The organism is Methylobacterium jeotgali (assembly GCF_022179345.1).
GTDB lineage: Bacteria > Pseudomonadota > Alphaproteobacteria > Rhizobiales > Beijerinckiaceae > Methylobacterium > Methylobacterium jeotgali.
On record NZ_BPQR01000027.1, the window covers coordinates 61,490 to 87,719 of the forward strand.

Annotated in this window: 26 protein-coding genes; all 26 read right to left on the reverse strand. The window is 71.4% G+C overall.

The features are described from left to right. Nucleotides 1-16 precede the first annotated feature (16 nt). The gene (locus MFF04_RS08365) at nt 17-289 is read right to left on the reverse strand and encodes a hypothetical protein (RefSeq protein ID WP_238275015.1); all 273 of its coding nucleotides are present in this window, start codon (nt 287-289) and stop codon (nt 17-19) included. Further along, on the reverse strand, nt 290-3,583 hold the full coding sequence (locus MFF04_RS08370; protein WP_238275017.1) for a nucleotidyltransferase family protein: 3,294 nt from the start codon (nt 3,581-3,583) through the stop codon (nt 290-292). After that, entirely contained in the window at nt 3,580-5,787 is a 2,208-nt protein-coding gene (locus MFF04_RS08375; protein ID WP_238275019.1) for a hypothetical protein, read from the reverse strand. The genes MFF04_RS08370 and MFF04_RS08375 overlap by 4 nt, the downstream gene beginning before the upstream one ends. Before the next feature lies 1 nt (nt 5,788). Then, on the reverse strand, nt 5,789-6,379 hold the full coding sequence (locus MFF04_RS08380; RefSeq protein ID WP_238275021.1) for a hypothetical protein: 591 nt from the start codon (nt 6,377-6,379) through the stop codon (nt 5,789-5,791). Nucleotides 6,380-6,383: 4 nt separating this feature from the next. After that, the gene (locus MFF04_RS08385) at nt 6,384-8,834 is read right to left on the reverse strand and encodes a phage tail protein (protein ID WP_238275022.1); all 2,451 of its coding nucleotides are present in this window, start codon (nt 8,832-8,834) and stop codon (nt 6,384-6,386) included. Continuing rightward, nucleotides 8,834-9,457, reverse strand: a complete 624-nt coding sequence (locus MFF04_RS08390) for a phage connector family protein (RefSeq protein ID WP_238275023.1) — start codon at nt 9,455-9,457, stop codon at nt 8,834-8,836. Before MFF04_RS08390 ends, MFF04_RS08385 begins: the two co-directional genes overlap by 1 nt. 53 nt (nt 9,458-9,510) lie before the next feature. Beyond that, nucleotides 9,511-9,780 carry a hypothetical protein gene (locus MFF04_RS08395; protein WP_238275024.1) on the reverse strand — a complete coding sequence of 90 codons (270 nt, stop codon included), beginning with the start codon at nt 9,778-9,780 and terminating at the stop codon, nt 9,511-9,513. Nucleotides 9,781-9,841: 61 nt separating this feature from the next. After that, nucleotides 9,842-10,705, reverse strand: coding sequence for a phage capsid protein (locus tag MFF04_RS08400; protein ID WP_238275025.1), 864 nt, complete (start codon nt 10,703-10,705; stop codon nt 9,842-9,844). A gap of 160 nt (nt 10,706-10,865) precedes the next feature. After that, the gene (locus tag MFF04_RS08405) at nt 10,866-12,398 is read right to left on the reverse strand and encodes a hypothetical protein (RefSeq protein ID WP_238275026.1); all 1,533 of its coding nucleotides are present in this window, start codon (nt 12,396-12,398) and stop codon (nt 10,866-10,868) included. A gap of 11 nt (nt 12,399-12,409) precedes the next feature. Then, nucleotides 12,410-13,255 (reverse strand): hypothetical protein, encoded by an 846-nt coding sequence (locus tag MFF04_RS08410; RefSeq protein ID WP_238275027.1) that lies wholly within the window; start codon nt 13,253-13,255, stop codon nt 12,410-12,412. A gap of 1 nt (nt 13,256) precedes the next feature. Continuing rightward, entirely contained in the window at nt 13,257-13,643 is a 387-nt protein-coding gene (locus MFF04_RS08415) for a hypothetical protein (protein WP_238275028.1), read from the reverse strand. Further along, nucleotides 13,640-15,286 carry a portal protein gene (locus tag MFF04_RS08420; RefSeq protein WP_238275030.1) on the reverse strand — a complete coding sequence of 549 codons (1,647 nt, stop codon included), beginning with the start codon at nt 15,284-15,286 and terminating at the stop codon, nt 13,640-13,642. Before MFF04_RS08420 ends, MFF04_RS08415 begins: the two co-directional genes overlap by 4 nt. Next, a complete protein-coding gene (locus MFF04_RS08425) occupies nt 15,286-15,531 on the reverse strand; it encodes a hypothetical protein (RefSeq protein ID WP_238275032.1) in 246 nt (81 codons plus the stop codon). The genes MFF04_RS08420 and MFF04_RS08425 overlap by 1 nt, the downstream gene beginning before the upstream one ends. Nucleotides 15,532-15,957: 426 nt before the next feature. Continuing rightward, complete coding sequence (locus MFF04_RS08430) at nt 15,958-17,454, reverse strand: terminase large subunit domain-containing protein (RefSeq protein ID WP_238275034.1); 1,497 nt, start codon at nt 17,452-17,454, stop codon at nt 15,958-15,960. 298 nt (nt 17,455-17,752) lie between these two features. Then, entirely contained in the window at nt 17,753-18,421 is a 669-nt protein-coding gene (locus MFF04_RS08435) for a hypothetical protein (protein WP_238275035.1), read from the reverse strand. 520 nt (nt 18,422-18,941) lie between these two features. Then, nucleotides 18,942-19,286 carry a hypothetical protein gene (locus tag MFF04_RS08440; protein WP_238275036.1) on the reverse strand — a complete coding sequence of 115 codons (345 nt, stop codon included), beginning with the start codon at nt 19,284-19,286 and terminating at the stop codon, nt 18,942-18,944. Nucleotides 19,287-19,326: 40 nt separating this feature from the next. Next, complete coding sequence (locus MFF04_RS08445; protein WP_238275037.1) at nt 19,327-19,560, reverse strand: hypothetical protein; 234 nt, start codon at nt 19,558-19,560, stop codon at nt 19,327-19,329. Further along, nucleotides 19,557-21,425: a hypothetical protein gene (locus MFF04_RS08450; protein ID WP_238275038.1), complete on the reverse strand. Its 1,869-nt coding sequence runs from the start codon at nt 21,423-21,425 to the stop codon at nt 19,557-19,559. The genes MFF04_RS08445 and MFF04_RS08450 overlap by 4 nt, the downstream gene beginning before the upstream one ends. Before the next feature lie 70 nt (nt 21,426-21,495). Continuing rightward, entirely contained in the window at nt 21,496-22,779 is a 1,284-nt protein-coding gene (locus MFF04_RS08455; protein ID WP_238275039.1) for a hypothetical protein, read from the reverse strand. Further along, complete coding sequence (locus tag MFF04_RS08460) at nt 22,776-23,885, reverse strand: DUF7146 domain-containing protein (protein WP_238275040.1); 1,110 nt, start codon at nt 23,883-23,885, stop codon at nt 22,776-22,778. The genes MFF04_RS08455 and MFF04_RS08460 overlap by 4 nt, the downstream gene beginning before the upstream one ends. Next, nucleotides 23,882-24,262, reverse strand: a complete 381-nt coding sequence (locus MFF04_RS08465) for a DUF4326 domain-containing protein (RefSeq protein ID WP_238275041.1) — start codon at nt 24,260-24,262, stop codon at nt 23,882-23,884. Before MFF04_RS08465 ends, MFF04_RS08460 begins: the two co-directional genes overlap by 4 nt. After that, complete coding sequence (locus tag MFF04_RS08470) at nt 24,259-24,705, reverse strand: HNH endonuclease (protein ID WP_238275042.1); 447 nt, start codon at nt 24,703-24,705, stop codon at nt 24,259-24,261. Before MFF04_RS08470 ends, MFF04_RS08465 begins: the two co-directional genes overlap by 4 nt. Beyond that, complete coding sequence (locus MFF04_RS08475; protein WP_238275044.1) at nt 24,702-25,079, reverse strand: hypothetical protein; 378 nt, start codon at nt 25,077-25,079, stop codon at nt 24,702-24,704. Before MFF04_RS08475 ends, MFF04_RS08470 begins: the two co-directional genes overlap by 4 nt. Beyond that, nucleotides 25,072-25,326 (reverse strand): hypothetical protein, encoded by a 255-nt coding sequence (locus MFF04_RS08480; RefSeq protein WP_238275046.1) that lies wholly within the window; start codon nt 25,324-25,326, stop codon nt 25,072-25,074. The genes MFF04_RS08475 and MFF04_RS08480 overlap by 8 nt, the downstream gene beginning before the upstream one ends. Continuing rightward, nucleotides 25,323-25,904, reverse strand: coding sequence for a hypothetical protein (locus MFF04_RS08485; protein ID WP_238275048.1), 582 nt, complete (start codon nt 25,902-25,904; stop codon nt 25,323-25,325). Before MFF04_RS08485 ends, MFF04_RS08480 begins: the two co-directional genes overlap by 4 nt. Next, nucleotides 25,901-26,095, reverse strand: a complete 195-nt coding sequence (locus MFF04_RS08490; protein ID WP_164212813.1) for a helix-turn-helix domain-containing protein — start codon at nt 26,093-26,095, stop codon at nt 25,901-25,903. Before MFF04_RS08490 ends, MFF04_RS08485 begins: the two co-directional genes overlap by 4 nt. Between the last annotated feature and the right edge of the window lie 135 nt (nt 26,096-26,230).

The following is a 26,230-nucleotide window of genomic DNA, read 5'->3' on the forward strand; positions in this document are numbered from 1 at the left end:
GTCCCTCGCCAACCTTCTAATAGTCGTCGTCTTGATCGAAGTCGTAATCTTCGATGATTTCATGTTCGATCTTATTGCGCTCGTCGTCTGTGAGGAGATCAATGATATCTAAATCATCATCAGCGCGAACCGAGATCAGAGATATTTCGGGCGGCTCGCCTGGCTCACTATCCTCTGGAAGGCAGAATGTCCTGGCAGGCGAACCGTAGTGTTCGATCTCGAATTCCACATCGAGCGTGCCACCAGAGCCGCGAGGATCGGCGCACGTGTGATAGGCGACGGCCATCATCTACCCCTTGCAAGCGTCTACAAGATCACCGAACAGGTCGCCGCGATCAGCCTCGCCGAGGGCGGCCTCGCGGGTCAGCATCCGCGCGTCACCACCATCCTCGCGGGTTCCGAGCGGCACGGCGTCGAACAGGGACGGTTCACCCTGCACGGCGGTCGCCGGCGGCGGCGCGTTGCCTTCGCGGGCGCCAGCCGCCATATTCGGCTCGGAGGCTCCCGTGGCATCGTTCATCAACTGGGATTGGCGTCCCGCCCTGCTCGACGTCTCGGCCGGCAAGGCGTTCGCCGTGCTCGAGCCGGGCGGCTCTTGGAGCAAGGTCGACGATCGGGACGTGTTCTTCACCGGGTCCGTCATGGCCGAGCCGGTCTGGCGCGCCACGTTCGAGCCCGTGTTCGGCCCGCTGGTGATCCCGCCGACGCTCTTCCAGGATGCGTCCGCCCCTTCCATCGCCGCCGAGTAGAGCGCGACAGACCGAGCCTTGAGCGGCTCGTTGTCGACATCGGGGCCGGCGCTGCGCCAGGCGTTGTAGAGTTCCTGCCCCCCGCTTTTCTTCGCTTTCCACATCGCCGCGGCAGCGATCTGGATTTCCGCCACCGTCCCGTCCGGCGCGCGCACGAGCACCTTTCGGTCGACGTAGCCGCCCTCGGACGTCTTCCATCCTTCGTCGAGGATGTCGAAGCGCCGCCCCAGCGAAGCCACCACCGCATCGGCCTGCGCCGGCGTGTCGACGGCAAAGCCGCCGCGCGCCAGGTCCGTGAGCGACGAGGCGTCCCGGTAGCCCTTCCGAGCGATCTTCTCCCGCGCCGTCTCGATCTGCTTGACGCCGGGGTTCATGAACCGGGCGCCCGTCTCCTCGGCGATCTCGCCGCCTGCGGTCGCAAGCTCAGGCTGGAAGGCCGTCGCCCGCGCGTGCACGTCCTCGACGCTGCGCCCGGCCTGCCCGGCCCGCAGCTCCATGACGCTGCCGATCGCGCGGACGGGCGTTTCCTGGGCCAAATCCGGCTCAGGACGGGCGGGAGCGCGTTGTGGGCTGTCTGATGCCGGCGGCAGGCTCTCGGCCGCCCTGACCGCCTCTGGCGTGCCGGGCTCGACGACGCGGGCGGGACGCAGCTCCGGGTCGGCGAGCAGACCGACCAAGCCGCGCCGGTCGATGATGCCCTGTACCTCCTCCAGGAACTCGCGGCCGAGTTTCGGCCGGGCCTCGCCGGCGGCGTTCCGCGCCGCCAGCCGGTTGAGGGCGTCGGACACTGGGCCGGTGCGCCGGGCGATCCGGGTGAGGATGTCCTCGAGGCGGCCCGCCAGGTCGGCCCGGGCCTCGTTGGTGCCGCGGGCGAGCACGTTGCCGGCGCTCTCGATCGCGTCGGCCGAGCCGGAGAGCGTCCCGAACAGGCGCTTGTCCTTGCGGAGCTGCGACAGGGCGGTGTCGAGCACAGCGACCCGCTCGGCCATCAGCGAGCGGGTGGCGTCGGCGGCGCCGAACAGGTCGATCTGATGCTCGGCCGTGAACCCGGCCTCGAGCGCCTCGCCGATGAGGAGCCGCGCGGCCCGGTCGGTCTCCGGCTGCGCCTTGCCGAGCAGGGACAGGACGGACGCGTGCCGGAGCGGGTCGGCCACCATGGCGCCGACCGCGGCCGCGTGGCTCGCCGGGACGAGGCCGTTCACCGTCATGCCCCAGGCGGTGTCGGACAGCCGCGCCAGGGCGAGCGCCTGGCGCATCATCGGCGCCGTCGTCGGCAGGGAGCCGTCCGCCAGGTCCGGCCGGTCGCGGAGCACGCGGGCCGCGTCGATCGCGTCGCCGCTGCCCTCCTGCATGTTCTTTTTGGCGGCGAGCGCCCGCACGTCCTCGCGGGTCCAGCCGTCCGCCTCTCGCATCAGGAACCCGTCGAGGTTGACGCGGGCTTCGGGGTTCTCGGCCGCCAGGCGCTTCGCCAGGCCGAGGCGCTGGTGGCCGTCCGCGACGTAGCGGGTGCCGTCCGTCGCCTCGAAGACCAGCACCTTGCCGGAGGCGAGCGGGTCCCACTGCGACACGGAGCGCAGGCGGTCCGTCACACCCTCGATATCGCCGCCGCCCTTGTACTGGAACGCGGCCGCGTCGGTCTGCAGCTCGCGGGCGTCGAAGCGACCGAAGGTGGCGGGCTTGCCGTCGACCGTCTCGACGGCGCCGGCGACGGCCGGCAGCTCCTCGCTGGTGACGCGCAGGCGGTCGGCGCGAGCCGGCGGCAGGGCGAGCACGAGCTCGGGCGGCGGCGCGGTGTAGGGTGCCTCGGCGTAGGCCACCGCCTCGCTGAAGGCCCGCCGGCCGTTCGACGTCTCCCGCAGCACCGCCGGGGCGCCGGCGACGGCGGCCACGTCGGACATCTCGGAGCCGACCGCGTGCAGGATGACGCCGCCCTCCGGGCCGGGCACGCCGCGCAGCATCTCGCGGGCGCCGCCGAAGACGCCGCCGAAGGCCCCGCCCACCGCCGCCGCCATGGCCACGTTCTTGAGGCCCTCCTCGACGCCGGAGGAGAGGCCGAGCTCGGCCCGGTTCCCTTGAACGAAGGGCTGGGCGACCGCCGTCAGGCCGGCGTTGACCGCCGCCTCGCGACCGACCGTGCTCAGGAGCCGACCGAGGACCGACGCGGCCGCGCTCTCGCCGCCGGTGACGAGCAGGCCGAGCACGTTGACGGGATCGCGCAGCATGGCCGGGGCGCCGCCGGCGATCGTCGCCGCGATCGAGCCGACGCCCGAGGGCGCGTCGGCCTGCGCCGCTTCGTAGTCCTCTTGCGAGCGGCGGGCGATCATCGCCGGCGCGAAGTCGATGCGGGCGTCTGCCAGCGCGTCGCTCACCCGCGGGTCGCTCCGCGCGAGCTCGTCGAGCTTGCCCTCGAAGATGGCGCGCTGCCGATCGGGCGCGTTGTCCTGCAGGGTGATGGGGTCGATGCTGTACCCCGGATCGCGCAGGGCCTCGTCGGCGTAGCCGCCCCGGAGCGGGTTCGCCAGGCGGACGCCGGACACCCGCTCGACGGCGGCGATCAACCCGTCATAGCTGCGTTCCTGCACGATCTGGCGGGACGTCGTGAGCTCCGACGTGAGCACCTGGTCGTAGGCCTTCCGCGCCAGGCGCGCGTAGGCGCCGGGGTTCTCGTAGACGTCGCTGCGGGCCAGGCCCTCGGAGGCCAGGGCGCCGTCCGGATCGGGGGCGCTCGCCAGTGCCTCGGCCATGCTGCGGCCGTCGAAGGCGTCGGCCCGCGCGAAGCTGATCGCGTTGGCGCCGAGCCCGGCCGCGAGGGGCTCGTCGAAGATCGAGCTCACCGATCGCCCCCGAGATAGGCGCCGGGGACGCGCTGCCGCAGGGTCGAGGACATGCCGTCGATGTCGAGCACGAGCGGCGCGCCCGGCCGGCCGAGGAACCGCGGATTGGGTTCCTTGGGATCGTCGAGCGAGAATGCATAGCCGCCGCGCACCCGCACCGGGATCGCGCCGCGCACGTCGCGGGCGCTGATGGGCTTGCCGTTCGGGTCCGTCGCGCCGCCGAGGTCCTCGTCGCGGATCGCGCCCATCACGTCGCGGAACCGGTCGGCGCGGACGTTCGGCGGGATCGCGACCTTGTAGTTCCAGAGGTAGCCGGGCCGGTAGCTCGCCACGCCGCCATAGGTGACATCGCCCTGCTTGCCGGCGCCGGCGGCCGCGCGCAGGGCCTCGCCGTAGAGCTCGCGGGCTTCGCTCGAGTTGGGGTCGGTGATCTTGCCGAACGCTCTGGCCTCATAGATGGCCTTGGCGCCCGCCATCACCTGCGCCTGGGCTGTGGGGCTGTTCAGGTAGGCATCGCCGAACTCGGTTCGCATCAGGTTGGCCGCGTCCTTCGGGACGGCGGGCAGCTTCGCGTCCTTCACGTTGCGCAGCTCGAGGGCCCTGGTGATCTCGCGGGCGCTGCGGTCGGCGCCGACGGCGCCGTTGACGAGGAGGTCGCCGACCTTGGCGAGCTCCGGCATGTCGCCGCCGACCTCGCGCAGGATCGCCGGGGCGTCCGGCCCGGCGCCGGCGACGATGCCGCGCACCGTCTCGAGCGCCCGATCGCCGCCGGCGTCCGCCACCGTCTTGAGCATCGCCTTGTCGTCGTTGGTCAGGTAGCGGACCGCCCCGCCCTGCACCTGTTGCGCCGCGCGCCCCGCCGCGATCCGGGGCACCATCTGCCCGGCGACGGCAGCGCCCGTGTCCTGCGTCGGGATGACGAGCGGGTTCGCCTCGACGAGCCCCTGCCGCCTGGCGTGCTCCAGCGGGTCGGTCGCCAGCGCGTTGCGCTTCTTGCTCGACAGGTCGCGCAGGAGCTCGATGCGCTCGCCCTCCTCGGTGGTGAGGCCGCGCTTGTCGGTCCGAGCACGGGCGGTGATCTCGTCGGCCATGGCGTCGAGCTCGGCCGGCGGCTTCGCCTTGATGACGCTCACGAGGAGCAGCTTCTTGTCGAAATCCTCGGTGAGGCGCTGCCCATCGGGGATCCCCGCGGCGCGTTGGCGGACCGCGGCCATCTCCTCCGGCGAGGACGGGATGCCGTCCGCGCTCTGGCGCACGATCTTGTCCATCAGACCGGAGACCTGGGCGCGGTCGGACACGCCCTTCGCGCGGAGCTTCTGCTCCCGCTGCTCGAGGAGCGCGTCGGCGCGCTCATACCCGTCCGCGTCGAGCTTCGTCCGGCCGTCCGTGAACTCCTTGCGGAGCTGCTGCCGGTAGTTCGCGACCGCCTCCGGCCGGGTCAGCCCGTTGGCGGTCGCGTCGACGACGGTGACTTCCGCGTCGCGGCGCCGCTTGAGGGCGCGGCCGGCTGCCTGCTCGGCGGTCAGGGCTTCGGATTTCACGAGCGCCTGGTCGCGATGATCGTCCTCGACGAGCGTCGCCTCGACGGCCTGGCGCGTCGCCGGGTTGGTCGGCGCCGCGCGGATCGCCTGCTCGCGCACCGTCTCGCCGGCGCTCGTCGCGAGCACCGCCGAGGCCCGCGCCTGGTCGCGCTGCTGCGCCTGGAAATTGTCGAGGGCCTTGATCTGGAACGGCAGGCGCAGGCGCTCGAAAGAGGCGTTGAAGCTCGACGCGATCTCCGGGAAGACGTCGCCCTTTGCCGGGTCCGTCATCGACGCCTTGAGGCCGTCGAGCGCGGATTTCAGGGCGGCCGGGTCGTTCTGATGCTGCTGGAACAGGTCCGTCATGGACGTGCGCAACTTGGCGTCGAGGTTGTTGAAGTAGCTCGTCTGCCCGGCCTCGTCGGCGGCGGCGCCGCGGATCGTAGTCGAGCCGGACGGGCGCCAGGCCGGGTCCATGCCGGCGATCTCGCCCTCTCGCTTGCCCTCGATCTTGGCGGCCTTGTCCGCCCACTCGCCGGCTTCCCGTGCCAGCCCGCCGAAGCCGGCCGCGACGGTGGCCGCATCGGAGCCGTCGCCCCGCGGCACCGCGGCGTTGCCGACGTCGACGGTGCCCCGAAGCCGCGGGTTGTCGACCTGTACGTTGCTGCCCCGCTTGTTCGCCATCTCAGCCCCGCCGCAGGAGGTTGCCGGCGGCCTGCAGGCCGGTCAGGTCGGCCATGGTGTCGGCCGACCGGCGGGCGCTCCGGGCCATCAGGCGCAGGTTGCCGGCCCGCTCGTTGAGGCGGGCGACGCGGGACGTCGCCGTGGCACTCTCCATGGTGAGCGCCTGCTCGGCCTGGGTCACGGACTGCTCGCGGGCAACGGCCGGCGTGCCGAAGGTGAGGTCGACGCCGGAGGCGGCATAGGCGGCATCGCGCTCGCCGATCGTCTGCAAGAGCGCCTGGCGCAGGCTCGTCGAGCGGTCCTGCTGCTGCAGGTTCTCGCGGGCGATGTCGTTCACGGTGTCGGCCGCCTGCAGGTTGAGCGAGAGCTCCTTCTCGCGCCCGGCCTGCCGGAGCTGCGACATCTGCAGGAGGCTCGCCGAGCCCGACAGGATGCTGCCGACGACGGACCCCGCCGAGGTCAGCGGGGCGAGCGCCGAGGAGGCGGAGGTCAGGGCAGAGGCGCCGGCGGTCGCGGCCGACGCCACACCGCTCGCCCCGACCGATCCCGCCGCCGACGCCATGGCGGTCAACGCGCTCGCCGCGAACTCCATCGCCCTACGTCCTCGCCATCACGTTGACCGCCGCCACCTGCAGGGCACCGGGGCGCACCTGCGTGATCGTCGCCTGCCCCTCGACGGACCAGCCCTCGAGGCCGTCGACGTCGAGCCAGTCCGTCACCGGCACCTGCGGGAGATCGGTCGGCATCCCGCCGCGGTAGAGGGCGACGTCGCTCGCCGCCTCCCCGTTGGCGCCGACCGCGATCGACGTCGTGTCGATGACGCGCAGGCCGAGCGCGAAGACACGGCAGGGGCGGAGCAGCACCGTCCGCGTGCCGACCTCGCGGGGCAGCGGCAGCGTCTTGACGAGGGGCGGTGTCCACCGGCCGACATGCGCCGTCGTGACCGGGATCGGCAGGGTGATGCTGCCGCCGGTGACGGTGAACGGTCCCATGGCGAAGCCGTCGCCGATCGCCCACACCACCGCGCCCTCATGGGCGCCGAGGTTCGACACCACGGTCTGCGGCGCGCCGAAGGTCTGCGACACGGTGCCGTCGAGGAACAGCCCCGGTTCCAGCCACTCGACGCGGCGCCGGGCGACGCCGGCGACGATGCGCTCGACGATGAGGTACACCCGGTTCAGGCCGTCGACGCCGGCGGCGCGAACCTTCCCATCCGTCCGCCAGCGCACGAACGCCGTCACGTCCTGGCTCCGGATGATGAGGCCCACGATCATCAGGCCGTCGTCGCGCACCGCGAAGTAGCGGGCGGCATCCGAGCGGTCGTTCGCCCGCTGCAGGGCGGCGCCGCGCACGCCCTGGATGAGATGCCGAGCAAGCAGGGACAGCGGCTCGCTCACATAGGCCGAGGCCACGTCGTCATAGGTCGCCGAGTAGATCAGCGAGCGGGCGCGCGACACGTAGAGGAGCCCGGTCTCCGTCGTGCAGATCGGCACGGTCGGGCAGGATCCGTTGCGGGAGCTCTCGACGACGTTGACCGGCTGGTCGCGTCGGATCACCCGGTCTGAGACGTAGTATTCCGCATCGGTCGTGAAAATGACGAGATGTTTCGAGCGGGCCAGGCGCCGCACCTGCTCGGCACCGTCCGTGTCGAGGTTAAGCAGGATGCCACCCGAGGCGGTGTCCACGTCGATGACGCCCGAGTAATAGTCCGCCGCCGGCGAGGCGAGAACCGCGCCGGGCTTGGATCGGAAGCCCGCAGACACCAGGCGATCCTGGTAGAAGATGCCGCTCGTCGGGTAGCCGCGCGTCGCCGAGAACAGCGGCTCGCCGCCGGGATCGCCGACCGTGATCCGGAGCGCGTTGGCGCCGGCATCCGCGGTGTTGATGAATTTCGCCGAGACGGTGAAGCGCGAGCCGGTGTTGCCGCCGTCGAAGAACACGTTGAGGAGCTGCAGGCCGGGCGCCTTGCCGTTCGCCTCGCCGTCGCCGACCGTGACGGTGCAGCCGGGACCGACCGTCGAGAGCGACCGCAGCTTGCCCTGGAGGTCCGGCGCGACCGTGTTCCAGCGCGAGGCGCCGACGTCGGGAATGCCGATGGCGGTCGTGTCCTGGCCGTCGACCGTCACCGTGAACACGAAGCCCTGCGGGCCGGCGCCGTTCACGGTCGGCCAGCGCAGGGCGATCTGCCATTGCTCCGCGATTTTGGTGTAGCTGCCTCCGAGGTCGACGGCGGGGATGTCCGCGAAGGGCGCCTGATCCGTGTGCCAGTCGTGGTCGCCGCCGTTGCCGTGGAGCAGGCGCACGGTCGGGCTGTCCTGATGGAACAGGAGCGCCGTCTCGAGGCGCTGCACGGCGGTGACGTCGGTGATGCGGTCGGCCGTGAACGAGTGCCAGGCGCTCGCGACCCATTGCCCGTCCCGGTAGACGTCGGCGACGCCCTGCCCGGCGAGCACGAGCATGTAGGGCGTCGACGTCGAGAAGGTGAACGGGAGGAGCTGCGCCTCGACGAGCGCGCCGGTCTCACCGAAGGCGGCGAGGTCCGTCACGTTCACCGTCATGGCGGCGCCGGCCGTCGTCACCAGGCGCACCGCCGTCGCGCGCACCATCTGGCCGGGCGGCCGGGCGGCGAGCCGCTGGCGAAAGGCGGTGCGCACCGCGTATGCCGGAGCGAGCGGGCCCCAGTTGCCCGACGTCGCGTCCTGATACTCGACGAGGAGGCGAGCTTCGGCGTCGATCGAGGCGGTGTAGGCCAGGCGGACAGCCGAGAGGTCGGCGGACGGGAACGTGAGCAGCGCGACGACGCTGCCGCCCGGCAGGTTGTTGCTGTTCCAGTTGAAGGTTCCCACGATCGGCGCCAGGGCCGTGCGCTGCGGGCCGAGGTCGCGCGATCGGTCGAGCAGCCGGAACCCGCCCTGCGGCACCGGCTCGACGTTCTCCATCGTCGCGGCCGAGGCGTAGAACTGTTTCACGTCGCTGCGGCTGTAGAGCTCCGGCGCGACCTCGCCGGAGTTGAACGTCGCTTGCAGGGCTCCGGGGCGCGCGACCATCAGTAGGCCCCGTGCCAAGCGTCCGTGAGCGGATCGCGGGCCAGGACCGTGCTGCCGGGCTGCGCCGAGGCGTCGACCGCCATCGCGCGGCCCATCAGGCCGCCGCGGCCGCCCTCGGACGGCGTACCCCAGGCATCCTGCGCGAGCTGCTGTTTCAGGGTGACGTCGTGCGTCAGCGGCACCGCGAGGTCGGCGGCGAGCGCGACCACGATCGCGGCGCGAAACAGCGCGGGCCACTGCTCGGGCTCGACGGAGCGCACGAAGGTCGCCCACACGGCGAGCTCGTCGGCGTGCAGCTCGTCGCCCTCGAGGGCGAAGGCGCGCAGGGGATAGTCGGGCGCCCGCGGGTTCGACATGACCTTGACGGGCTCGCCGATCCGGTCGCCGGGCAGCGCGTAGGCGTAGCGCCAGCCCGTCTCCGGCGTGACGGCGAGGCGGTCGAGGCGGGCGGTGCGGCGCGCCCAGTTCCAGCGGTGGCAGGCGAAGGCCGCGCCGACCACGGTCGGGTAGATTTGCGCCACCTTGGCGGCCTTGGGCGTCTCCTCGTCGAGCGCGGCGATCGGCGCCGAGCCCAGCCGGGCCAGCGCCTCGTTGACCGTCTTGAGCGTGTCCTGTGTCGACATGGCCCCTCGCGCGTGGAGAGGCCCGGCGCGGGCGCGCCGGGCCGGTGGCGGCGTCAGCCGGCCGCGGTGGACTGCAGCGCGAGGGTCGGGACGCCGAGGGCGGACACGGCGGTGACGACGTAGGTCTTGGTCACGGGCGTGCCGCCGCGGGCCATGCTGGCCTCGATGATGTCGCCCTTCTTGAGGCGCTTGTCGGTGGCGTAGGCGGCCGCCTCGACGACGGCGGCGGCATCGGCCGTGGCATAGATGTACTTCGAGCACATGTCGCCGGCGGCGACCGCCGCCTGCGAGACGCGCACCAGCGCCTTGGGATCGTAGGCCATGGGAACCTCTGGTTTCGGGAGAGCACGAAGGCCCGCGCGCCGGCGGCGCGCGGGGTGACGGTCAGGGGGTCGGGCGGGTGAGCGTGGTCGGCAGCTTCGACCGGATGCGCCGGACGCCGCCGGGCAGCAGCAGGGCGGTGGCGCAGCCCATGGTGTTGGCGGCGAAGTACGCCTTCTTGGTCGGCACGTAGTCGATGCGCGATTTGAGGGCGTAGTTCGGCACGAAGCCAAGGGCCGTCTTCTGCCAGACGTAATAGTCGACGTTGCCGGCGCTCGGGACGGAGAACTGGCTGTCAGGCAGGGGGATGTACGTCACGCCCTTGTAGGTACGGGCGCCGATCAGCTTGAGCATCGGCCGGTCGCCCACGTAGTCGGCCGACGAGAACTCGCGGTACATCTCGAGCTGCAGCATGTTCATCTGCGGCAGGGCACAGTAGAGCTCCGGCGCCGCCGTAAAGCCCTGGCTCAGGATACGCCCCGAGGCCGTGATCGTGTCGACCACGCTCGGCGCGGCGTTGGCCGAGACGTCGATCGTCTCGATGGCGCCGGCGGCGGCGTCGAGGGTGGCGATGTTCAGATTGTCGAACAGGCGGCCGAAGGCGTAGGCGCCGGTCTGCTGCGCCACCTGCTGCTCGTTCTGCGACATCTTCTCGATGTCGGTGGTGAGCACCCACTCGTTGGCCTCGTAGTCGACCATGGTGGCGCTGACGGTCGCGCGGTCGGCGTTCATGACCGGCCGCTCCTCGATGGCGGTCGACATGATGGTCGCCTGACCGGCGCCGGCCAACTTCCACGTGACCTGATTGCCTTTCACCTCGCCGGTCTCGTTGACGCAGCCCTTGAGGCGATATCCCTCGTCCTGAATGACGTGGATCACGCCGGACATGTATTTCTGCTCGAACCACTGCGGTGCGCGACTGGTCATGTTCCTGGCTCTCGATGTGAGGATGGTGTCTCACGTCGGGCCGAGTGCCAGGCTGCAGGCCGGTCCGAGCATGGGCTCGAAGGGCGGCCGCGTCGCCGGGGTCTGTCCCGCGGATACGGCCACACTCTCGCGCGGCCGCGGGCGCGTTAAGCGCGGCGGGTCAACCGCCGTAGGTCGCGAGCGTGGCGAGGCGCTGCAGCTCGGCGTCCGACACGGCGAAGGGCTGGCAGGCCAGGCGCTCGATGTAGCCGTTGACCGGGAAGGCGCCGCCGCCCACCGCCAGGGCCGACATACCGGCGGGCATGGCGGCCGGCGTCGCGGCGACGACGGCCCCGCCGTTGAGGCTGAGGGCAATCCGGCCGGGAGCGTAGGAGACGGCGAAGGCGTACCGGGTGTCGGACGCGAGACTGCCGACCGCAGTTGCGGCGCTGCCTTGCGCCACGCCACCCACAATGGAGTACGCCTGCAGGCGCGTCCGGTCGGTCGAATGGATGCGCAGGATCAGGCAATCGCTCGACGTGCCGAGGCGCACCAGCGTGCCGCCCTCGAGCAGGTCGAGCGGTCGGAACACGCCGCAGAACGTTGCCGACGTGAGAGCGGACGACAGAGTAGCGGTGTCGCTATCTGCGCTGCGAGGTAGACCTCCCGTCGTCGTGCGGATCGGGCTCGAAAGTCGGTCGCGCTCGAGCTGCGGCGTTCCGATGTCGAGTGTCAGTTCGATGGCAACGCCGCTCGGCCAGTTGAGCTGAATGCCCTGCTGCAGACGGTCGGTTACAAGCGCCGCGTCGGCGGGGACAGTGTTATAAATCGACAAACGTTGAATGTTGCCGTTCAGTATTGACTTATAGTCGTTCTGAACGCTGCTCGTCTGTGCGCCCGTTGTCGCCAGACTGCGCGAGCGGAGCCCGACGACGGAGAAGCCGGCGGTAGACCCGCCCGCCACGCGCAGGAACCCGCTGCCGGTCCAAGATTGGTTCTGCGCCGCGGCCGAGGCTGCGTTCTCGTGCAGGATGAACTGCGAGGCCGCCCCTGTGGTCGTGCCCGCGCCCGTCGTTAGGCGGATGCGGATGAAGTCGAGCCCCCGCTCCTGAAACACCGAAACGACGTTGAAGGTGATGCCCGAGGCCGAGAAGGCCGTCGCGAGCGTGCCTGCGGGGATCCAAGCATTGGGCATCGTGCCGGGCGCGCCGGCCGCGGCACCGGCCATGCCGCTGTTGGTCAGGACGTTGGTGCTCGCCGGCTCGTACAGCGCGCCCTTGTTCGTCCGGCCGCGGACGTTGACGCCCACCGAGCCGTAGGTGCCCGACAAGTCGTCCATCAGCTTGACGCTGTTGCGGGTGAAGGTCAGCCCGTCGCCGGACGACGCGAGGAGCGCCCCGTTGCTCACGGCCCGGTCGTTGGCGAAGTCGATGTCGAAGGCCGCCTGCTCGAGCGCCCATCCCGCGAGGAGCGACACGGCGATGGCGCCGGCGGCGACGCTCGAGATGAGGTAGTGCTTGACCTTGGGCGTGTTGAGCCGGTCGACCACCGCCTCGATCATGTCGCCGACGCGGAAGCGCGGGTCGTTGAAGTAGTTCGGCGCCTCGACGACGGCGGCCGCGTCGTTGGTCGGGTACAGGTAGGCCGACACCACGCCGCCGCCGGGAACGGGCGCCTGGCCGGTGCGGACGACGGAGCGGTGCCGGTATGCCATGATCCCGCGCCTCAGTTCGGGTAGAGCGTCTGCCACATGCGGTCGGTCTCGGCCGCGAAGGTCGGGTCGTACTTCGCATTGCCGACGATCCCCCGCGGATCGCGGGACCGCGCCTCGACGTCGGCCTTGTTGAAGCTTCCGGCCGGCGCGCCGCCCGGCGAGGGCTGCGGCGTCTTCATCTGCGCGGCGAACCACTCGATCGCGCGGTTGCCGGCAGCGGTGTCGAGGGTCAGGCCAAGCGCCTCGGCGCTGTCCGCCGAGAGGCCGCGCGCCTTCCACGCCTCGAGCATGGCGTGGTTGTCGCGCACCCGCCGGTCGACGGCGGCGTTGCGAGCGTTCTCGTCGAGCGCCTTGGCCTCGTCCGGCACGAGCGCCGCCTTCTCGGCCGCCAGGTCGACGGGCGGCTGCACCATTTCGCCGTCGATCATCGCTTCCATGACGGCCCCGATGAACGGGCCGAATTGCTTCTCGCGGATGCCGCTCTTGAGGGCGGCCTCGCGCGCCAGCTTGAACACCGGATCGGCCTCGAGGTCGCCGAGGTAGGGCTTGAGCTTGTCCGAGGGCTCGAACTTGTAGCCGCCGGCGTCCTTCGGCAGCTCGCCGAGCTCGCCCATCCGCGCGATCGCCTCGCGGGCGGGCTTGTAGGCCCCGAACACCTTGTCGAGCGTCTCGCGATCGCTGGCGCCGTACAGGTGGTCGGGCAGGCCCTCCGGCCGGTAGGGTGAGGGACTACCCTCCCCGCCGGTGGCCTGCCCGCCAGCGCCGCCGGGATCGGGCGATCCGGCCGGTGCAGCGGCGCCCGCGCCGTCCTCGGGCGCGCGCATGGGGTGGAAATCGAGGCGTCGGCCGAAGTTCATGTCAGGTTCCCTCTCTGACGTGGCTTTGCTCCTGCCGGCCCATGGCGATGAGCTTGAGCAGGGTGAAGAACAGGCCGTTCTGGCCTTCGCGGGTTGCCGCGTAGAGCAGCGGATCGGGCATCCCGAGCACGAACAGGGGGCGCCTGACCGTGATGTCCGCCAGGTATTCGACGAGCTCGCGCCCCTCCGGGGTCGCCATCACGGCTGCGGCTGCGGCCGCGGCGCCGGCGGCGCGCTCCTCGAGCCGTTCCTCCCACGATCCGCGCTTGTCCTTCGGATCGGGGCCGTCGAACCAGGCCCAGTCGGCCGCCCCGTGCTGCTCGAGGATGAGGTCGAGGGGCTGCGCCTGGCGGGGGCCGTAGCTCGGGGGGATCGCGGGTTGCGTCACGCTGCTGCCGGCGCCGCCTCGGCGCCCTCCCCTGCCTGGCCGGCCTGCGCGGCCGCGATCGCGGCCGCCGCCTGCTGCATCTTCGCCTCGAGCGCCGCGCGTTCCTCGGCGGTGAGCAGGAATTGCGCGGGCACGCCCATGCCGAGGCCGATTTCCTTCAGCGCCTCGTCGACCTTCACGGTCAGCTCGACGGCCTGCGGGCCGCGGATCGTGCCGACGAGCTGGATGAACTCGACGATGGTCGAGAGGGCCTGCGCGCGGAGCGCCGAGGCGATCGGCGAGAGCACGTCGACCCGCACGAGCAGATCGTCGATGGGCGTTTCCGTCTCGAGCAGGTGGAGGTCGTAGGCGATCTCGATCGCGCGGCGGACGACGACGGGCACGATCTCATGCACCAGGCGCCCGAACGCCCCCATGTAGTTCTCGGAGATGCGTTTCATCCGCGCCATGATCTCGGTAGCGCTCTTGGGCGTGCCGCTCTCAGGGGCGAGCTGCGTGTCGTGCAGCGCGGCTTGCACCTGGGTCCGGAGCTCGCCCGACATCAGGTGCCCGACGTCGATCTTGCCGGCCGAGACGTCCATGCGGGTGACGTCGGCGCCGAGGACGCCGCCGGTGGCGCCCATCGCCCAGAACGCACCCGGAGCGATCCGGGCGGTGTCGGGGTTGAAGGCCCCGCCCGGCCGGTAGCCCCAGATGCCGAGCATCTGGATCGCCGCGCTCTTGAGCGTGAGCTCCATGGCCTTGTTGAGGGTGCGGATCGTCGGGAGCGCCAGCAGGACGGGGCCGCGGCCGTACGCCTCGCCGGGCACGCGGAAGTAGCGCGGCACCGCCATGGGCTGCGAGCGCATGTGCGTGTCGACGATCGGCCGGGCGCTGGTGGCGACATGCGCCACGAAGCGCCAGCGCTTGCCCTCGCGGATGAAATCCTGGTGGATTTCAACCTCCTCGTCGGGCTGGGTGCGCTCGGCCTCGACGAACTGCTCGTCGTACTCGCCCTTGGGGAAGGCGCCCCTGATCTGACGGCGGGAGAGGCGCGTCTTCCATGAGATCAGCGCCAGGTCGTTGTAGGGACCGGCCTCGATCGCGACCTCATCCTGCGGCACGTTGACGAACCGCACCGGGCGATCCTTGTCGCCCTCGACGAGCAGGATGCATCCCGTGCCCGCGGCGAGGTCCACGCAGGTTTCGTGCACCGCGTTGTCCCACTCCGAGGAGAGGAAGAACGCTTGCACCGTCCGGCTCACTGTCTCGAGCTCGCGGGCGAGCGCCACCTTGTCGGTGTCGCCAAGCGCGAGCTCAGCGAAGGGGCCCGGCGCCAGCTTGAAGAAGGGCTGTCCCGGCGGGAACAGGTCGTTCTGCAACTGGCCGGCGAACCGGAAGGTCGAGACGATCGCGGTGTTGTCGAAGATGCGGTCGACCCGGCCGCTGGCTTGGCCCGTGCGCGTCGCCGGGCGCCGGTAGGGGATCGCGAACTCGTAGGCGTCCTCGTAGAGCCCGGTCCAGATGCTGCGGTTGGTCCACGCGCGGCCGACCCGGATGCGGTGCGTCTGCAGCGAGAAGCCGGGGGCGGCAGGCTCCGCGACCGGCTCGCGGCGGCGGCTGCTCGCGCGCTCGGCGCGCTCTTTGTTCGGCTTGCGGGCCATCAGCCGAGCGTCGCCTTGCCGTCGCTACCGGTGTCCATTAGCAGGCGCCGGCCCCTGTTGGCCTTGCGGGCGCCGGCGAGGCCCTTGTCGGCGGCCGCGGCCTGCTGGCCCTGCGCCTGGATTTGCTGCGCCTGGGTGATCTGCTGGATGCGCTGGTTATCCTGCGCCTGCTGGCCCGCGGCCCGCAGCGCGTTCCGCTCCGAGGCCGTCTTGCCGCCGAACAGTTTCTTGACGAACCCGCCCATCGCCTCGCCATTCCCACAGGTCGAACCCGGCGCGGCTGTCCCGGAGCTCCAACCCGCACAGGACGGCCAGGCGGGCGCCCGGCGCGTGCCCCTGCCGGACGAAGGCCCGCAACCGCACGGTGCCATCCTGCGCGGCCCGCGCGCAGGTTAAGCGGGCGAGCCGCACGAAGGTGCGCAGGTGCCCCGCGAGCTCCGGCCGGCACAGGAACCAGATTTCGGCGGCCTCCTCGCCCGGCGTCTCCGGCTCGATGGGGAAGAACCCGGCCGCGGCGACGAGGCGGTGCTCGATTCTGAACGCGACGCTCAGCGAGCCGAGCACTTGGAGCACCAGGCCCCGGCGCTGCCATGGTTTCAGGCCCGTGCGGGTGTCCCGCACGAGCTCGAGGGTTTCCATGATCGGCGCCGGCGTCGAGACGCGGAGCATCATCACGTTTCCCAGACGTTGAAATCCGTGGGCTGGCGCCGGCCGGTATCGATGGGGATGACGTTGCCGGGGCGGCCGGCCTGCGCGGCGCTGTTGATGATGCCGGCGCGGCCGCGCACGCCGAGGACGCCGTACTGTGCCGCCTCGCAGGGGTGGCTCCACTCGTTTTTGACCGGGCGGTCGCCGTAGACGTCGCGGGCGTCCTGGCGCTGTCTCGGATATTTGTACTGCGCCGCCAGGCCGGAGCGGAGCTTGCGGCATGATGGGTCGAGGAGCAGGCCCGGAATGCGGCCGTCGATCGCCGTCGTCATGGGGATGCGCAGGCTCTCGATGCGGATCCCCGGTTCCTGGGTCGGCGCCGGCATGATCGGGATGCCGATTGCCCGGGAAACCGTCTCGGCCCACGCGAGCTCGCCGGCCTGGCGATCGGCGCCGTAGAAGCCGGCCGGGTCGGCGGTGTGCGCGCCGGGCGGGCAACCGCGGAACCGCGGCTCCTGCAGCAGCGCCGCCCACTGTTCGGAGAAGCGGGCCGGGCCGGTGCCGTGGTCGGGCACCACCTCGCCGTAGAACCGGAGCTGCCCGTTCGGCATCTGCTGGAACAGGAGGCCCGCGGGCGAGAGGCCCTGGTCATAGCCGGCGTGCAGCGGGAGCTGCGGCACCGGGACGAGCGGCGTCGGCGAGCAGTGCACCGCCTCGTTGAACTCCGGGTACACCGGCTTGCCGCTCAGGCTGTAGCCGAAGCGGCCGTTCACGAAGCGCACCACGTCTCGCTCGGGCAGCAGCCGGGCCATCTCCTCGTAATAGGCCCGCGACGCGCCCTGGCGGTTCTCCGCGGCGTCGGAGAGGCCGTCCGGCTGCTGGTGGAGCTGGTAGCCGTCGATCGGCTTCTCGACGAAATCCCGATAAATCCAGTGGTCGACGTCCGGCGGGTTGAGGTCGGCGAACACCTGGCGCGGGATGAGCGCCTGTGGGTCCTGCAGGCTCGAACGCGGCGGGTTTCGGCCGGTGCGGCCGTACAGGAACGTGGCGACCCGCTCGTGCAGGAGGTCCGCCTCGTTGATCCATGCCCAACTGGGTTCATACCCCTTGAGGAGGTCCTCGATCGCGTGATCGCCGACTGCGTAGAAGTCGACCGTCATCTCGACGAGCTGCCCGCGGGGCGTGCGGAAGGTGATGCGGTGCTTTGCAGGCCGGTCCTGCCCGCCCTCGAAGTGCGAGCCTGGGAAGTTGCGCGGGAAGATGCGGAACCACGTCTCAAGTGTCGTCCGGTAGAGCGTTCGATAATTGTCGCGAACGACGCAACCTAGGGCTCGGATTGTGCCGTCTTTGCAGACTGGCATCTGCAGTGTGTTGAGCGCGCACTTGACGACGCTCGTCGTGGTCTTGCCCGAGCCCGCCGGCCCCATGATGAAGTCGAGCGGCGATTTGCTCTGCAGGTAGGCGGTCGCGACGGGACCGGGCGTAGTCCACTCCCACAGCGAGACGTCGCCGGCGAGCACGGGGACGTCGGTCATGCCCCTGCCCTCGACGCTCCCGGACCCGCGGCCCGGTTCCGGCTCCCCACACCCGGCCTGGGGGCGATCCAGTTTCGGCCCGTGTGTGAGACCAAGCACCCCTGAGGGGGTGGGCCCGCGCGCGTTTTCGAGGGCGCGCGGGGGCTCCGGCGCGCGCGCGAGGCCCCCAGAGGGGGGGCGCGGCGGCCAGAGCGATGACTTCCGGTCATGCGCTTGCCAGCCCGAAAGCCGTTGCCTGCCAACGCGTTAGCTCGCATCGTGCGACCCCATATCGTGCGACCCTTCACGGCTCGCCCTCGCTAAGTGCTTGATCCGGCTCGCTTTCGTCTCCGCCGACCGGCGTCACGTCGATCAGGTCCTCGATCGACAGCGCCCCGCCCTTCGCGACCGCCTCGGCCGCCCCCGGCCGCACGGTGCCGAGCGCCAGGATCGGCACGACGGGATCGCCCTTGTCGTCGGTCGGCGCCAGGCGCGCGTGGAGGTACGGCAGCACCGTCTCGAGGCAGCGTTGCTTGAACACGAGCAGGTCCATCACCGTCATGACCTTCCCCTTCTCGCCTCCGCCGTGCAGCGGCAGGCCCGTCGCGCGCGCCGCGTCTGCCAGCGCGCGGTGTGTGTGGGTCAGATCGCCCGTTCCCATGGCGAGCAGCGCCTCGAGCGGATCGCCGTACCGGCCGAGGTAGTAGCTCGCGAGCTGCTGCGTCCGCTTGTTCCTCGCCCCCGGCGGCCGGCCCGGCCCGCGCCTGGCGGGCGGCGGCGCCAGCGGTAGCAGCTCGTCGAGGCGGTCGTTCTCCTCGGCGAGGAGCGCCAGTTGCTCGCCCTCCGCGGCTTGGCGAACCTCCGCGGCCTCGCGCACCGCGGCGGCGCCACCGGCCGCGTCGATCGACGCCTTAACGCCCGGCTTCATGGCATAAACACCTGATATTAAATTGGTTTCCGCCGATCCGGGCACGCTGGCAGGGCGCGGACGCGGTTACAGGCCGGCGCGGATCGGCGCCGCATGTAACCGTCGAGTAACCGCGTTCTGCTTGGCCCTTCAACAACTTAGCTCTCCCGGTTACAGGTTACAGAGTTACAACCATCCCCATACGTGCGCGTGTGCGCCTGCCTATGTCACGCGCGCGCGAAGCGGCTGTAACCGCGTAACCGCACCCCTAACCCTCTCAGGTTGTTGGATAATCCGGGTTACAGCCGCTGTAACCGGCCGTGTAACCTGTAACCGTCCCGCCGGCGCCATCGGCGGTCATGCAGCCTCGCACGCGCTTGGCCCGCATTAAGTGCGAGGGCGTCGCGCCGGGCCTCAGGCCCTGGACGGCGCCGGGAGCCCTCGCGCCGAATTGACCTCCCCCTCTGAGGGTCGGGGAAAGGCAGACGACGACGCGCCAGGGTCGGGGCGCGCCGAGGATGTGGATCAGGGGCCGAGCACGCAGGTCAGGGTGCGGGCGGCCGGGCGGATGCTCTGTCCGTCGAACTCAGGCGGTGCCCTGAGTTGGATAGTGGTCGCGAGCAAGCTCGGAGCCGAAGGCGTCTAGCTCGCGCTGGATCAGGTCCATTCGCGACAGGTCCGCAGTGGTCGGGTCCTCTCCGGGCTCCAGCATCGTCATGATGCTTCCCCAAGTGTGCTGTGCGCCGGCCATGAACGCCTTGCGCAGATCCGCCTCCATCCCTGCCGGTGCGCCATCGGGGAGCCAAACTGCTCGTAGGCTGGCCCAGCCAGCTTCGATCAACTTCCCGTCGTCCGTCAGCTTGCGGGTTAGCTCCTGCGCAATCCGCTCGACGGGTGTCATGCGTGCCTCGCGTCGCTTCTGCTCACCCATGTTCGTCTCCTCAGTTGGGCGGATGCCCCCTCCGTCAAACTCAGCGCCCCTTCGTGGCAAGGGTGCAGGGTAGGAACTGATCGAGGCTGTTGCGCAGGTGTCGAAGCCCTTCCGGGCTGAGCGGCTGCGAGATGTCCGAGCCGCCATCATCCGCCGGCACGTAGTCATAGCCCCGGCTCGAGATGAACCGGCCGCCGCCCGTGTCCAGATCGATTTCCAGCTTGCAGCCCCCTAGTCCTATGATGACCTTTGTGTGGCGTGTTTCTTCGTTCATCCCTCATCCTCCACCTTCGTAACCGTGTCGAACGCCTGCATGTCGACGAGCACGCAGCGCGTGGCGACCCTGTTGATCTTCACGACCTGTTGGTTGCCCCGGTCGCGGATCACCACGTCCGCCGGTCCCTGTTTCAGGGCGTGCATCCACACGCCGGCGCCCCAGATCGTGCCGGCGAACAGCTTGGTCAGGAGCGGCGAGGTCGCCGGGATCGCGAGCGCCGGCCCGGCGCACACCTTGCCCGGCGCCACCAGGCCGAGGCCGGCGAGCGCCAGGCGCGTGCGCGCCGCCTCGAGCGGCTCCGTCGACGTGTTCATGCTGTCGAGCGGCGTGTGGTTCGCCTCGAGCAGCTCGATGCAGCCGCCGACGGTGGGCTTCTCGCCGCCCTTCCACGCCTCGATCGGGCTCGCGAGCAGGTGCTCGAGGCAGGCGCGCCAGTTGGCCGTACGCTCGCCGCGCTCGGCCGCCGTCGCCTCGGCGATCATCGGGCCGAGGAGGCCGGGCTCGGTGACGGGGAGGCCGGCCGCTTCCATGCCGGCATCGCCGAGCAGCATGGTCGCGCAGGCGAGCAGCGTGCCGTAGGTGTCTTGCGTGCGGCCGTCGAGGCCGGCGTCGCGCATGGCGTCCTTCCAGCCGTTCAGGGTGCGGGGCCAGTGCTTCCAGCCGTCCATGAGCTGCCGGAGGAACTGGCGGCCGAACGTGTCGATGGCGCCCGGGATTTCCGGCCGGGCGCCGCCCTGCTCGAGCTTGCGCAGATTGAGCAGCGCCATGCGCGAGCGGTCCTGCGGGCCGAGGGGCGGCGGGTTGATCGCCGAGAAGAAGAACGCGTTGCGCGCCTGGAACTCGACGCCCTCGTGCTCGGAGCCGCCGCGGTACATCACGCCGCCGGAGGCCGCGAGCCGCGCCAGGCGCACCACGCCGACCGCCCGGCGGTTGTCCGCGTCCGCCTCGAGCTCGTCGACGGCGACCGGCAGGCAATCCTGTTTCACCCGCTGGTAGATGCCCGCCGGCGTCGTGTCGGCGGTCGCGTGGAGCGCGTCGCCGATCACTTCCTTGATGATGGCTTGCAGGGTCGATTTGCCCTGCCCGTAATCGCCGGTGATGAACAGCGCCGGCCGCCAGTCGAGGGCGGCACCGAGGAATGCCGCGCCGATCCATCCGAGCAAGAGGATCGGGTCGAGGAGCGGCCGCTCCCACTTCCACGACTGGAACGCCGCGATGAGGTCGTGCGCCGGGCTCTGCTCGGCCGGCACCGCCTCGCGCCACGGCTCGAGCACCGGCGGCCGGCGCGGGTAGAAGGTGCCGTCGACCTCGCCGGGCCGCGACACCTGCAGCTTGCCATGGGTCGAGACGCGCCAGAGCCCCTGTCCGGAGTGCCAGACGAGCTCGCCGCTCCCCTTCACGGTCCATGCGCCGCGGCCGCGCACCCGGTCGACGGGCGCGAACAGCCCGCGGGTCGAGGCGGCCTTGAGCAGGCAGGCGCAGGCGTCGTCGACCTCGAGGCCGTTGATGCGTGAGGGTTTGCCGTCCTTCGGCGCCGAGAGCCGCGGCCAGGCCCAGGTGAGGTAGTTCGGCTGGTGCGCGAACAGGTCGAGCAATATTTTTTTGCCCCACTTGTTCACGTTGACGGCCCGGAGCTGTCCGAGCGTGTCGACGAAGTAGGTCGTGTCGCCGTCCTTCCCGAGCGGGATCACTGGGCACTCGGGCGGCAGGTGCGAGACCGGGCCGCCGGGCCAGCCGCCGGGCGGGAAGCCGTGGCGGTTCTCCTCGGCCGGCGGGTCGCTCGGCTGCGCATCGGCAGCGTGCTGCGCCAGGGCATCGGAGAACGCGGCGCGGACGCCCTTGAGACCGGAACGGGATGCCATGGAACCTGTGCGGCCGGGCCGCTGTCACGAGGGAGGGCGGCCGCCAGCGAACCGGCGGCCGCGATCGGGCTCAGCGGCGGCGCTTCTTCGCCGGCTTCGCCTCCGGTTCCGGCGCCGGGTCCGGCGTCGGCTCCCGGTCGGCCGCCGGCTCGCTCACTCCGGCGTCCGGAGCTGCAGCAGCCGCCACCGCCGCAGGCCGATCCGCCTCGCCAGGCGCATCCGCGTCCGTGCCGCCCGCGGCATCGCCGTGATCGCCAGGACCCGCCCCGTCCGGAGCGCCCGCGCCAGCGGCAGGCGGATCAGCCGGAGCAACTCCCGCCGGTCCGCCGGCAGCATCGGGCCGGGCCTCGCCAGCGGGTGCCGCATCCTGCGCATCGCGCGCGTCCTCCTCATCGATGACGGGATCGGCGGCCGGCTCGGCCTGAGGGCGGCCGCCGCTCTCCGGCGCGTTGCGGTCGCCCTGCGGATCGTCGACGCCGCCCGGCCGGGCCGGCTCCTCGGCGACGCTCGAGAGCGCGGCCGCGTCCTGCGCGGCCTGCGCCGGGTCGCCGGCGATCGGCGTGAACGGCTCGGCGCCGTCGAAGCCGTGGCCGAGTGGCACCGCCCCGCCCGGCGCTAGGCTCCCGTCGATCGCGGGCGCGCCGGCGATCGGCGGCGGCTCGGCCGGCGGCGCGTCGGTGCCGTGCCCGGTGCGGTCGCTCCCGTCCGGCCCGCGCAGGGAGGGCATGAACGGCGCCGGCCGGGTCATGTTGCTCTCGACGGGCGGGGGCGCCTGCCCGGGCACGTGCCAGGTGCTGGCTACCTTGCCGGTCGCCGGGATGATCGTCATCACCCGGTCCTCGCCGAAGCCCGGCACGGGATCGGTGGCATCGTGGCCGACCCGCAGGATCGTGTCCTCGACGTCGACGAAATCGGCCTGCGGCAGCTCGGCCGGCTCGGCGGCCCGCACGGCCGCGGCGGCCGTCGCCGTCTCGCGGTCGACGATCTCGAGCACGCGGGCGAAGGCGGTATAGCTCGAGCGCTGGCCGGCGCCGAGCTCGGGCCAGCCGTCGCCGGGTCCGTCATGGACGCCGGCGGCGCTGGCGTGCCGGTACAGGGCTTCGGGCGCGACGCCGGGGTTGCCGCGCACGAAGGGCGCCAGGACCTCGATGGTCAAGGCGATCTCGCCCTCGACGTTCCGGCCCTCGGCGACGCCGAGGCTCGGCCAGAAGATCGGGTTCAGGTCCTCGTCGGCGCCGGTGAGCAGCACGGAGGCGGCCGCGGAGTAGGCCGCGAAGGCCGCCGGGTCGCGCTCGCGGAGGGGGGCGAGGCCCTCGGGTAACTGGCCGCCGTCGTCTTTGGGTTCGTCGGTCATTCGTCCGTCCTCACAGCGTCGTTCACATCCTTGCCCCAGTGGCTCCGGAGCACGCTCACAGGCCGGCCGGCCGCCTCCATCCGCTCGATCGCGGCGTTGAAGGCGTCGACGGCCTGAGCTTTCCCCCAGTCGTTGTCCTGCGCGACCACGACGGCCGACACGCAGGGATGCTCGACGGGGACGTTGGCGAGGTTGCCGAGGGAGGTCGCTGCCCAGACGCGGGCCTCCGGCGCGGCGAGCGCGATGGTGAGCCCGTCCTCGACGCCCTCGGCGGTGGCGAGGACGCCGGAGACGTCCTGCAGGGCGGCATCCTCCGGCAGCAGGCCGGACGGGCCGCGGGTGAGACGGATCACGCCGCCGGCGACGAGCCCGAGCATGAGCTTCGGGTTGCCGACATGCGCTTTCTTGAGGCCGTCCGCCCGGAGGAAGGTGCAGTGCACGGCGACGATCCGGCCCTCGCGGTCGCGGATCGCCCACACCATCGCGGGGAACCGCGGCCCCTCCGTCACCACGCCGTCCTCGTCGTGGCTGCGACCCCGCCACCACTCGAGGTCGGGGAAGAACCGCACGTCGTCCCACTCGAAACCGGGGATCTGTGAAGGCGGCACGCCGCGCGCCTCGAGGTACGTCTCGGCGACGGTGCCGCGGATGTCCGGCCGCGCCTGGCGCCAGAGGTTGCGCCCCCGCGCCACGATCCGGGCGTCACGCTCCCGCGCCTCGGCCTCGGCGGCCTGGCGTCGGCCGGCGCTGCTGGCGCGCATCCGCTCGAGGGTGGCGGTGTCGACTAGGCCGAGGCCGAGCCAGTCGAGCGACCAGCGCACCGCCTCGGAGCGGCCGCCGCCCTTGCAGTAGGCCACGAGGTCGAGGACATCGCCCTTGTCGCCGGTCGCGTAGTCCTTCCACGCGCCGGCGTTCGGCCCCCGCATCCAGATCGTGAAGCTGCCGCCGTGCTGATCGGGCCGCGTCGGGTTGCGCGGCTGCACCCGCGCTCCGTCGAGCTGCCGCAGCTCGGCCGGCGTCAGGCCGGGCACGAGCGTGCGCACGAGCTCTTTCAGGCGCCCCTGCAGCGCGCCCTTGATGACGTGCATGGGGACGCGGGCGTTCATTCCGCGGCCGCCAAGGGCTCGTCGCAGAGCGGTCCATTCGCCAGAGCAAGGAGAACGTCGGCGTGGCAGGGCGCGCCGGGCCTGCACCAGCAGGCCAGATTATGACCGCGCAGCTCGGCCAGCATCTCGCGCACAGACGGCCAAGACTTGGCCATCTGTTCCATGCGCTCTCGATAGAGAGAAACCGCGCCCGCGTCGGTAATCTCCGGCAGCGTGCAGTAGTCATGACTATAGGCGGGGGCCGACTTGAAGGGATTTCCCCACTTGGTAGGTCTCGCTACGACGACAGCCGGCAAGCCGTTTGTCGTTCTGCTATGGTCCTGCAGGCTGAACCCGCTGACGCGCGACAGGCGAAGGCGCACAGGCTTGGCACTCACTCGGCCGCCTCCATCATCTTGAGGAACCGCGTACGGGTGCGGGAGCCGGGGACGTTGCGGGCGTTCTGCGAGGGCGTGGCCCAGCGCAGGTTGCGCCGCCGGCAGTCGAGCGTGTTCCCGTTGCGGTGGTCGCCGATCCAGCGCCCGCGGCCGGGCGGGCCGTCCTTCCGGATCAGGATTTCCCGGTGCAGCCACAGGGTCCGGCCGCCGACGCAGCGGCGGGCGTACATCCCGTCCGGCCGGTCGATGACGAACACGCCCTCGAACCGCTCGCAGATCGAGCCCGACCCGTAGGTGTGGCACCACCGGTGCCGCGAGGCCCAGGCATGGTCCTCCGGGTCGACGAGCGCGTAGACGTCGAAGCGATCGGACAGGTGCAGGTAGCAGGCCGCCGGTGCCGGCGCCGGCCACGTCGTCGGGTCGAAGTCGTCGGCGGCGATCAAGACGCCGCCTCCCGTGCGGCTTCGATCCGCGCCAGGGTGGCAAGCCGCATGAACACGCTGCTCGTGCGCCGCCCGATGCGGCGCGCGATCTCGGCGACGCTGATGCCCTGCGCCTCGAGGGCTAGGAGCTGCGCATCTTCCGCCGGCGTGAAGCGCCACACCGGGCGGCCGTCGCGGAAGCACACGGTCCGCGAGAGCGCCCGCTCTTGGGTGCGCGTGCGTCCGCTGGATATCCCGAGACGCATCATGTGGTAGCGGACGACGCCGTACCCGACGCCGAGCTGCTGCGCCGCTGCCGTGAAGGTGGCGCCCGCCTCGACGATCGCGCAGGCCGCATCGATCTGCTCTTGTGTGAGGCCGGGCGCCTTAGCCATGCGCCGCCCTCCAATGGGTCAGGGACGCCAGCTCGGCCTGCGGCAGCGCCAGGCTGCAGCCGCGCCAGGCATAGACCTCGGCGTGCAGCCGCTCGATCGGGCCGACGACGACGGGGCGCCCCTCCATGAGCAGCGCGCCCATGCCGGGCGGGAGCTTCGGCCAGGGCACGACCCGCTCGACGCCGAGCCGGTCGACGTAGCCCGCCAGGTCGAAGCCGTCGGGCAGCGCGTCGCGGGTCGCGCTCATGCCGCCTCCCCGCGCGCCAGCGCGCACACCACGTCGGCGGTCAGCCGCTCGAGCAGGGCGTCGAAGTCGGGATCGTCCCGCCGGTCCTCGACGCTGCGCAAGCCGAGGCAGACGGCCGCCGGGGTCAGGCCGAGCACGTGGGCCAGGCGCGCCTGGCGCACGTCGACCACGGTGTTGGTGAGGTAGATCGCCGCCTGCCGCACCTGCGCGAGGCGCCGCCACTCGGGGTCGGCCGTCGCGCCGAGCCGCGGGTCCTGCGCATGTACATCGTCGGGGCGCACGCCCATGTGCACAGCGATCGAGGCGACGAAGCCGCCGTAGACCGCCCGGATCAAGATCGTGTCGGGCTCGCGCACCGCCCGCCGCTCCGAACGCAGCGCGGCGAGCGCGGCCTCGAGGCGGCGGACGGTGGCCGGCCGGGCGGACGCCGTACCGATCGCCCGGACGTAGGTGCTGCGGGACAGGCCGGCGCGGGCCGCCAGCATCTCGCTCGAGATACCGAGCGCGCGGCGCTGCCGTTCGATCTCCGCGAGCGTCCCGCTTAACAAACGCTGTAGCGTTTCGCGGGCCGGCATCACTCTGCGGCCTCGCGCTGCGCGGCGATGGCGAGGGCGTTGCGCAGCTTCGCGAGCGTCCCCTCGCTGGCCTTCGTGCGCCCCTTCTTCAAACGGACGTAGGTTGATGGGTCTATGCCGGCCGCCACGCACAGGGCGTGCTGGGACAGGTCGAGGCGGCGCCGCTCCTCGTCGATCGCCTTGATGTTCGACATGCTTGACCGTTCGTCACGTGCGCAGGTAAATGCGCACATGATGCGCATAGCTGCGCAGTGTCAAGGGAGCATTTTGCTCGCGAATTGCGCATCCTACGCATCTACGTTCGCGCTCATGAGAAGCCGCGACGAGAC

Bases quoted from the DNA above. Each gene is read 5' to 3' on its own strand.
- MFF04_RS08380 (WP_238275021.1), bottom strand. From the start codon at position 6,379: ATGGAGTTCGCGGCGAGCGCGTTGACCGCCATGGCGTCGGCGGCGGGA.
- MFF04_RS08385 (WP_238275022.1), bottom strand. From the start codon at position 8,834: ATGGTCGCGCGCCCCGGAGCCCTGCAAGCGACGTTCAACTCCGGCGAG.
- MFF04_RS08405 (WP_238275026.1), bottom strand. From the start codon at position 12,398: ATGGCATACCGGCACCGCTCCGTCGTCCGCACCGGCCAGGCGCCCGTT.
- MFF04_RS08410 (WP_238275027.1), bottom strand. From the start codon at position 13,255: ATGAACTTCGGCCGACGCCTCGATTTCCACCCCATGCGCGCGCCCGAG.
- MFF04_RS08375 (WP_238275019.1), bottom strand. From the start codon at position 5,787: ATGGCGAACAAGCGGGGCAGCAACGTACAGGTCGACAACCCGCGGCTT.
- MFF04_RS08440 (WP_238275036.1), bottom strand. From the start codon at position 19,286: ATGGGTGAGCAGAAGCGACGCGAGGCACGCATGACACCCGTCGAGCGG.
- MFF04_RS08475 (WP_238275044.1), bottom strand. From the start codon at position 25,079: ATGGCTAAGGCGCCCGGCCTCACACAAGAGCAGATCGATGCGGCCTGC.
- MFF04_RS08445 (WP_238275037.1), bottom strand. From the start codon at position 19,560: ATGAACGAAGAAACACGCCACACAAAGGTCATCATAGGACTAGGGGGC.
- MFF04_RS08420 (WP_238275030.1), bottom strand. From the start codon at position 15,286: ATGGCCCGCAAGCCGAACAAAGAGCGCGCCGAGCGCGCGAGCAGCCGC.
- MFF04_RS08390 (WP_238275023.1), bottom strand. From the start codon at position 9,457: ATGTCGACACAGGACACGCTCAAGACGGTCAACGAGGCGCTGGCCCGG.
- MFF04_RS08450 (WP_238275038.1), bottom strand. From the start codon at position 21,425: ATGGCATCCCGTTCCGGTCTCAAGGGCGTCCGCGCCGCGTTCTCCGAT.
- MFF04_RS08400 (WP_238275025.1), bottom strand. From the start codon at position 10,705: ATGACCAGTCGCGCACCGCAGTGGTTCGAGCAGAAATACATGTCCGGC.
- MFF04_RS08395 (WP_238275024.1), bottom strand. From the start codon at position 9,780: ATGGCCTACGATCCCAAGGCGCTGGTGCGCGTCTCGCAGGCGGCGGTC.
- MFF04_RS08455 (WP_238275039.1), bottom strand. From the start codon at position 22,779: ATGACCGACGAACCCAAAGACGACGGCGGCCAGTTACCCGAGGGCCTC.
- MFF04_RS08425 (WP_238275032.1), bottom strand. From the start codon at position 15,531: ATGGGCGGGTTCGTCAAGAAACTGTTCGGCGGCAAGACGGCCTCGGAG.
- MFF04_RS08480 (WP_238275046.1), bottom strand. From the start codon at position 25,326: ATGAGCGCGACCCGCGACGCGCTGCCCGACGGCTTCGACCTGGCGGGC.
- MFF04_RS08365 (WP_238275015.1), bottom strand. From the start codon at position 289: ATGATGGCCGTCGCCTATCACACGTGCGCCGATCCTCGCGGCTCTGGT.
- MFF04_RS08490 (WP_164212813.1), bottom strand. From the start codon at position 26,095: ATGTCGAACATCAAGGCGATCGACGAGGAGCGGCGCCGCCTCGACCTG.
- MFF04_RS08460 (WP_238275040.1), bottom strand. From the start codon at position 23,885: ATGAACGCCCGCGTCCCCATGCACGTCATCAAGGGCGCGCTGCAGGGG.